Annotated in this window: 4 protein-coding genes; 3 read left to right on the forward strand and 1 reads right to left on the reverse strand. The window is 46.4% G+C overall.

Translation table 11 applies throughout. The features are described from left to right. Positions 1-36: 36 nt before the first annotated feature. Together mfd and B5J94_RS05360 are read left to right on the forward strand one after the other, a co-directional pair. On the forward strand, positions 37-3,681 hold the full coding sequence (gene mfd / locus B5J94_RS05355; RefSeq protein WP_062498652.1) for a transcription-repair coupling factor: 3,645 nt from the start codon (positions 37-39) through the stop codon (positions 3,679-3,681). 9 nt (positions 3,682-3,690) lie between these two features. Continuing rightward, a complete protein-coding gene (locus tag B5J94_RS05360; protein WP_062498647.1) occupies positions 3,691-4,314 on the forward strand; it encodes a manganese efflux pump MntP in 624 nt (207 codons plus the stop codon). On the opposite strand, the gene B5J94_RS05365 is transcribed toward B5J94_RS05360, so the two are convergent. After that, positions 4,311-4,775: an Lrp/AsnC family transcriptional regulator gene (locus tag B5J94_RS05365; RefSeq protein WP_062498648.1), complete on the reverse strand. Its 465-nt coding sequence runs from the start codon at positions 4,773-4,775 to the stop codon at positions 4,311-4,313. The two genes, B5J94_RS05360 and B5J94_RS05365, sit on opposite strands and share 4 nt — an antisense overlap. A gap of 212 nt (positions 4,776-4,987) precedes the next feature. Between B5J94_RS05365 and leuA the strand changes: the two genes are divergently transcribed. Next, a complete protein-coding gene (gene leuA / locus B5J94_RS05370; protein ID WP_062498653.1) occupies positions 4,988-6,712 on the forward strand; it encodes a 2-isopropylmalate synthase in 1,725 nt (574 codons plus the stop codon). Positions 6,713-7,260: the final 548 nt, after the last annotated feature.

A 7,260-nucleotide genomic window follows, 5' to 3' on the forward strand; every position in this document is an offset into this window, starting at 1 on the left:
TTACAATATGGGTTTTTCATTAGACGAGTTATGTTAATGATAAATATCAATACCCCCACCACCAAACCTAGCTTCCACACCCATTTTACCGCCCAAGCAGACGCAAGTTTTGCCCTATGGCTTGCTACCCTTGCCAAAGACAGCACGGATTTGACCTTGGTCATCTGCCAATCTCAAAGCGAACTGCAACGCCTTGCCGATGAGTTACATTTTTTTGGGGTATCCGCCCATGTGTTTGCCGATTATGAGACACTTGTTTATGACAATCTGTCGGTACACCAAGACATTATTTCTGAGCGGATTGACCTATTGACACACATGCCAACAAGCGGTGTATTGTTGGTGAGTGTGCAGACACTCATGCAAAAAATAACGCCCCCAAGTCATCTTTTGGGACGGTTTTTTGATTTGAATGTGGGCGATACCTTTGATATAGAGCATGAGCGTGAACGCCTTGCCAAGGCAGGCTATAAGGCGGTGGATAACGTCTATATGGCGGGCGAATTTGCCGTGCGTGGGAGCATTGTGGATATTTTTGCGGTGGGGCAAGCCTTGCCGTTTCGTTTGGAATTATTTGACGATGAGATAGAAACGATTAAATTTTTTAATCCTGATACTCAGCGAACCGTTACCGATGAAGAGCTTGATAAGTTCAAAAAAGACGGCGTGTTTGACGACAAAACCGCCCCAACGTCGCCCAAAGTGGCAAGTTTTCGCCTGTTGCCTGCTCGTGAATTTGACTTAGACGACAAAGAGACGTTCCGCCAAAATTTTGCCAGCCTTTTCCCCAATGCGTCCGCTCGCAAGGTGGAGTTTTATAATGACGTTATGAATGGCATACAGCCGTCTGGGGTGGAGTATTATGCACCACTGTTTTTTGATTTGCATGAATGGCAGACGACAGGTACGCTGTTTCATTATTTGCCCAAAAATACGCTCGTTGTCTGCGATGACAATTTGTCCGCTCATCATCACGACTTTTGGGAGCAGGTAAACGCACGCTATCATTCTTTGGCGTTTGATAAGGACGTGCCGATACTGCCCCCTGATTATTTGTATTTGCCAAGCAATGAATTTTTTCAAGCATTAAAGGCATATCCAAGAGCGGTATTTGGTGATGACAGAGAAGATGCACTGACTTTATTTGACCATATTAGCACTCATGCCGTTCCTAATTTGCCAATCAATCATCAAAAAGACGAACCCTTGGGCGAGTTTTTGGACTTTGTGGGGGCGTGCGATGAGCCGATTTTATTGGTGTGTGAAAGTGCCGGTCGCCGTGAGATTATTTTAGAATTATTAAAGGGCAAACTTGACAGTGACACGGTGGCGGATTTTGATGAGTTTTTGGCAAATTTGGATAAATTTACCCAAAAAATTGCCTTAACCGTTGCCCCGATAGAGCGTGGATTATGGTTAAAAAATAGCAATGAACCGTTCGTGGTGAGCCTGTCGAACCATGACGGTTTTCCGCCACCCTTCGACTTAGCTCAGGGCGAACGGAAAACCTTAATTTCTGATACTGATGATAAATTAAAAAATATTGGTGGTTTTTGTGTCATCAGTGAAACCCAAATTTTTGGGCGAGTGGTCGCAACCACCAAACGCAAACGCCAAAATGTCTTATCGCAAGCCTTTTTGATAAAATCGGTAAGCGAGATGACCGAGGGGTCGCTTGTCGTGCATTTGTCCTATGGTATTGGGCGGTATCAAGGGCTTGTTGTGCTTGACGTGGGCGAGGGCGAGCAGGAATTTATCCATATCAAATATGCCGATGATGCCAACGTCTATGTACCGATTACCAATCTTGCTTTGATTGGGCGGTATAGTGGTACCGATAGCGAGGCGGTGCAGTTGTCAAAACTTGGCTCGGGCAAGTGGGATAAGGCACGCCAAAAGAGCCTGACCGACATTTATGACGTGGCAGCGGAGCTGTTGAATGTGCAAGCAAGGCGAAATGCCAAACAGGGCATTCGTTTTGACATTGACATGGCAAGCTATGAGCTGTTTGCCAGTGGTTTTGCCTATGATGAAACGCCTGACCAACAAAGTGCCATTGAGGCGGTGATGTTTGATATGAAACAGACCAAGCCCATGGATAGGCTTATCTGTGGTGATGTGGGTTTTGGCAAGACAGAGGTTGCCATGCGGTCGGCATTCATTGCGGTGCAGGCAGGCTATCAAGTGGCACTGCTTGTGCCAACCACGCTACTGGCGGGACAGCACGAGGACAGTTTTAAGGACAGATTTGCCGATTGGGCGATTAAGATTGAAAGTTTGTCCCGTTTTGTCGGTAAAAAAGCCCAAGATAAGGTGCTGGCTGATTTGGCGGACGGTAAGGTGGATATCATCATTGGCACGCACCGACTGTTACAAGATGATGTTAGATTTAAAAATTTAGGCTTGATGATTATTGATGAAGAACATCGTTTTGGCGTACGCCACAAAGAAAAAATCAAAGCCATGCAAGCGGACGTGGATACGCTCACCATGACCGCCACGCCCATTCCACGCACGCTCAACATGGCTCTGTCGGGTATGCAGGATATTTCTATCATTGCCACACCGCCTGCCAGAAGGCTTGCTATTAAAACATTTGTCGCCGAAAAAAACGAGCAGACAACCAAAGATGCGATTTTGCGTGAGATTTTGCGTGGGGGGCAGGTGTATTATTTGCACAATGACGTGGCGAGCATTGACACGGTGGCAGAGAACTTGTCCGAGCTTATCCCTGAGGTGCGTGTGGGTGTGGCTCATGGGCAAATGGCAGAAAAAGAACTTCACGATGTCATGAGTGATTTTTATCACAAAAAAACCAATGTGCTTGTCGCCAGTACCATCATTGAGACGGGCATTGATGTGCCAAATGCCAATACGATCATTATCAACCGAGCGGATAAATTTGGATTGGCTCAGCTTCATCAGCTGCGTGGACGTGTGGGACGATCGCATCATCAGGCGTATTGTTATTTATTTGTGCCATCTATCAAAGGTCTAAGCACTGATGCCAAAAAACGCCTTGATGCCATTAGCCGAGCCAATACTTTGGGGGCAGGTTTTATGCTGGCAAGTGAGGATTTGGAGATTCGTGGGGCAGGCGAGATTTTGGGTAAGCAACAGTCTGGCAACATGCAGACCATTGGTTTTGGACTGTATATGGACATGTTAGAACGTGCCACAAAGGCGATAAAGTCGGGCAATACACCAAGCCTTGCCACACCGCTTGATTTGGTGAGTGATATTAACATTCATGCGTCCGCCTTGATACCGAGCGATTATTTGGCAGATGTGCATGAAAGGCTGTTATGCTATAAGCGTATCGCCAATGCCGAGACGGTGGACGAGCTAAATGAGATGCGTGCCGAGATGATTGACCGTTTTGGGGCGATGCCGACCGCCCTTAGTAATTTATTTTTGGTACATAAAATGCGAGTGCAAAGCATACCGCTTGGCATTAGCAAAATTGACGTAACTGCCAATGGGCTTAGCATGGAGTTTAAGGCGGATACGCCTGTGGACGGACTTGCGATTATCAAGCTCATTCAGTCCGATGACGGCTATCGCATGAATGGGGCAACAGGGCTAAAATACGCCTTTAAAGACGAAAAAGACGTGGTGGGGCGGACGAATGTGGTGTTTGAGTTGTTGAAGTATTTGCACGGGCATATTGTCAAAGAATAAGGATAAACCATGAACGCACTTACACTCACTACCTTATCTTTTGGCATGGCAACGGACGCCTTTGCGGTGGCGGTGGCAAAAGGGGCGAGCGAGCGACATCCACGCCTGTGGCAAGCGGTGCAGGGCGGACTGTTCTTTGGGGCAGTAGAAGGGCTTGCTCCGTTTATCGGTTATTGCTTGGGTAAGGCTACTGAGAGCTGGGTGCAAGTCTTTGACCATTGGGTTGCCTTTGGACTGCTTGGGGCGTTGGGCGTGTGGTTTATTTATGGGGCGGTGTGCCATGATGAACAAGCAGATAAGCAAGCCAATGAACAAAAAGCCGAACAACAAGCCGAGCAACACGATAAGCAAGGGCAAGCCAATACTTCAAACATCGCCCTAATGCTAATCACTGCCATTGCCACAAGTATTGATTCGGTGGTGGTGGGCGTGTCGTTGGCGTTTTTGGACGTGAACATCGTCTTGGCGTGCGTACTGATAGGGCTTGCCACGACCATTATGGCGACAGGCGGGCTGTATCTTGGCAACCGTTTGGGGGCGAGCTTTGGGCGTTATGCGATGGGTGTGGGCGGTGTAGTGCTGATTGGCATTGGTGTGTTTATTTTGGGGACACACTTGGCGGAGCATGGTTAAACCGCACTTCTATCAAACACTTCCCGTAACTCAAAACTGGTATGCAGCTGACTGACCCCGTCAATTTTGCTTAATCTATGAAGTAAAAACTCTTCATAATGACTCATATCACGCACCACCACTTTTAACAGATAATCTTCCGACCGCCCTGTAACAAGGCTACACGACACCACTTCATCAAAGGTTTTGATGTGGTTTTCAAATTCGCCAAAGCGTTCGGCGGTGTGTTTATCCATGCTGACCGCAACAAAGACGGACAAGGTGTTGCCAAGCGAGCGTGCGGACGTGTGGGCGTGATAGCCTGTGATAACGCCCATGTCTTCAAGCCGTTTAATCCTGCGAATGACAGGCGTGGCGGACAGATTGACCTGCTCGGATATGTCGGCAACGGCAAGGCGAGCGTTGTCCGTGAGTAGTTTTAGGATTTTATGGTCAATGGGGTCTAGGTTAATGGCACTCATTATGGAAATTCATCAAAATTTGGCGGATTTTACCATAAATTCATTATTTTTTGGTAAATATGGCTAAAATATGCCAAAAATTTTTGTAAAATTGGTAAAAATTAGTGCAAAATTTTGGTATGATAATATCATCTCAAAATTCTTTATATGACAAGATTTGTAGGGGCAATTTATTCGCCCAAACTTTACCATTAAGTGAGCTTATCATGCCAATACCCAAAATCACCCCAAAAAATCCCGCTTTTGATTTTACCAAATATCGCCCCTTTGAATTTGCTCCGCACCTGCCCGACCGCACATGGTGCGACAAACGCATAGAAAAAGCCCCGATTTGGGCGAGCGTGGATTTGCGAGACGGCAACCAAGCCTTGATTGACCCCATGACCATTGAGCAAAAATTACGCTTTTTTAAATTGCTCGTAGCGGTTGGTTTCAAGGAGATTGAGATTGGCTTTCCGTCTGCCGCCCAAGTGGAATTTGACTTTACACGTCTTTTGATTGAAGGCGGTCATGTGCCTGATGACGTTACTTTGCAGGTGCTGGTGCAGGCTCGTGAGCATTTGATTGAACGCACCTTTGAGAGCCTAAAAGGGGCAAAACGTGCCATTGTTCACGTTTATAACAGCACGTCAAGGGTGCAACGTGATAAGGTCTATCAGCTTGATAAGGACGGCATTAAGGCGATTGCGGTCAATGGAGCGACCCTGCTTAGAGACATTGCCAAACGCCATCCTGAGACCGAGTGGATTTTTCAGTACAGTCCAGAGAGTTTTAGCCAGACCGAGACTGATTTTGCCGTAGAAGTCTGCCAAGCGGTGTGCGATGTGTGGCAACCCCAAGACGGACAAAAAGTGATTTTGAACCTACCTGCCACCGTAGAAGCGTCCACGCCCAACCTGTATGCCGACCAGATTGAGTATTTTTGTCGTCATTTGCCAAGCCGTAAAGACGTGATTGTGAGCCTACACACGCACAACGACCGTGGTTGTGGCGTGGCAGCAAGTGAGCTTGGTGTTATGGCAGGGGCTGACCGCGTGGAGGGTACGCTACTGGGTAATGGCGAGCGTACGGGCAACATGGATATTTTGACCATGGCAATGAACCTGTACACGCAAGGGGTAGACCCTGAGCTTGACTTGTCGCAAGTGAGTGAGATTGTGCAAGTAGCGACTGATTGCACCAATTTGCCCGTACACCCACGCCATGCCTATGTCGGCGAACTTGTGTTTACGGCTTTCTCAGGCTCGCACCAAGATGCCATTAAAAAGTCGCTTGATTATAATGAAAAACACCCCGAAACCGAACAGCATTGGGACGTGGCATACTTGCCCATTGACCCTGTGCATATCGGGCGAAGCTATCAAGACGTGGTGCGTATCAATAGCCAGTCGGGCAAGGGTGGGGCGGCGTATATTCTGCAACGTCATTATGGTTTTGATTTGCCACGTTGGACGCAGATTGATTTTGCCAAAGTGGTGCAAAACCAAGCCGAGAGTTTGGCTCGTGAGCTAAAAACGGACGAATTGCTTGACATTTTTACCAAGACTTATTTAACCCAAGAAACCTTTAAACTTAGTGATTATCAGATTAACAATAAGGGCGGAGATGTGTCATTCAACGGACAAATCGCCACGCCAACCGATGTGCTAGAAATCATCGGGCAGGGCAATGGTGCGTTGTCAGCATTTATTGACGGACTGGTCAAGGCGACAGGCAAGGACATTCACGTTACCAATTATTCAGAACACGCCATTAACGTCAAGGCGACCGAAAGCCTGCTTGATGACGAGCTAGGCGACAACCAAACCAACTCGGCGGCGGCGGCGTATGTTCAGCTTAATGTGGCAGGCAAGGTGTATTCTGGCATTGGCGTGTGCAACAGCACTGTATCGTCCATGCTAAAAGGCGTGCTGTCGGCATTGTCGCAGGCGTGGTAATTGTCGTAATGTAATGATAAAAAGGGCGAAAATATTCGCTCTTTTTTATTTTTACAAAAATTTATTTAACATAATCCTAATTGAATTTTTTGGGGTGGAATTGATAGGATGGGGGATTTAATCTATCGATAACATGTAGTGGGAAATTACATTCAATTTTGATGAATTAATTATTTGTACTTGATTAGGACGTGCCCACCATTGATAACATTTTTATAAAATACAGCCAACAAAATTGTATTTTACTACGGAAACCGACCGTTCGCCCTGAGCTTGTCGAAGGGTCGGTTTCCGTCATGGTTCGACAGGCTCACCACGAACGGAAACCGTGGTACTTTTTCATTTTGTATAGTGTAAGATGAAAGTTTGACAATTTCAACCAATTTTTGCATGAAAAATGGCTATCCGACCACTTAATTTAAAAAAGCTAAGTTAAAATCTTAAAATTTACCCAGTTAAGTGGTCGGATTGTTTTTTATAATAGACTTCTTTCCAAACCCCGATTTTTGTGGATTTTTAAAAACTTCAACCCCAATACTTATAAAGGT

Origin of the sequence: Moraxella lacunata (assembly GCF_002027545.1) — a bacterium.
GTDB lineage: Bacteria > Pseudomonadota > Gammaproteobacteria > Pseudomonadales > Moraxellaceae > Moraxella > Moraxella lacunata.

Coding starts and splice junctions, on each gene's coding strand:
- mfd (WP_062498652.1), top strand. CDS start 37: ATGATAAATATCAATACCCCCACCACCAAACCTAGCTTCCACACCCAT.
- B5J94_RS05360 (WP_062498647.1), top strand. CDS start 3,691: ATGAACGCACTTACACTCACTACCTTATCTTTTGGCATGGCAACGGAC.
- B5J94_RS05365 (WP_062498648.1), bottom strand. CDS start 4,775: ATGAGTGCCATTAACCTAGACCCCATTGACCATAAAATCCTAAAACTA.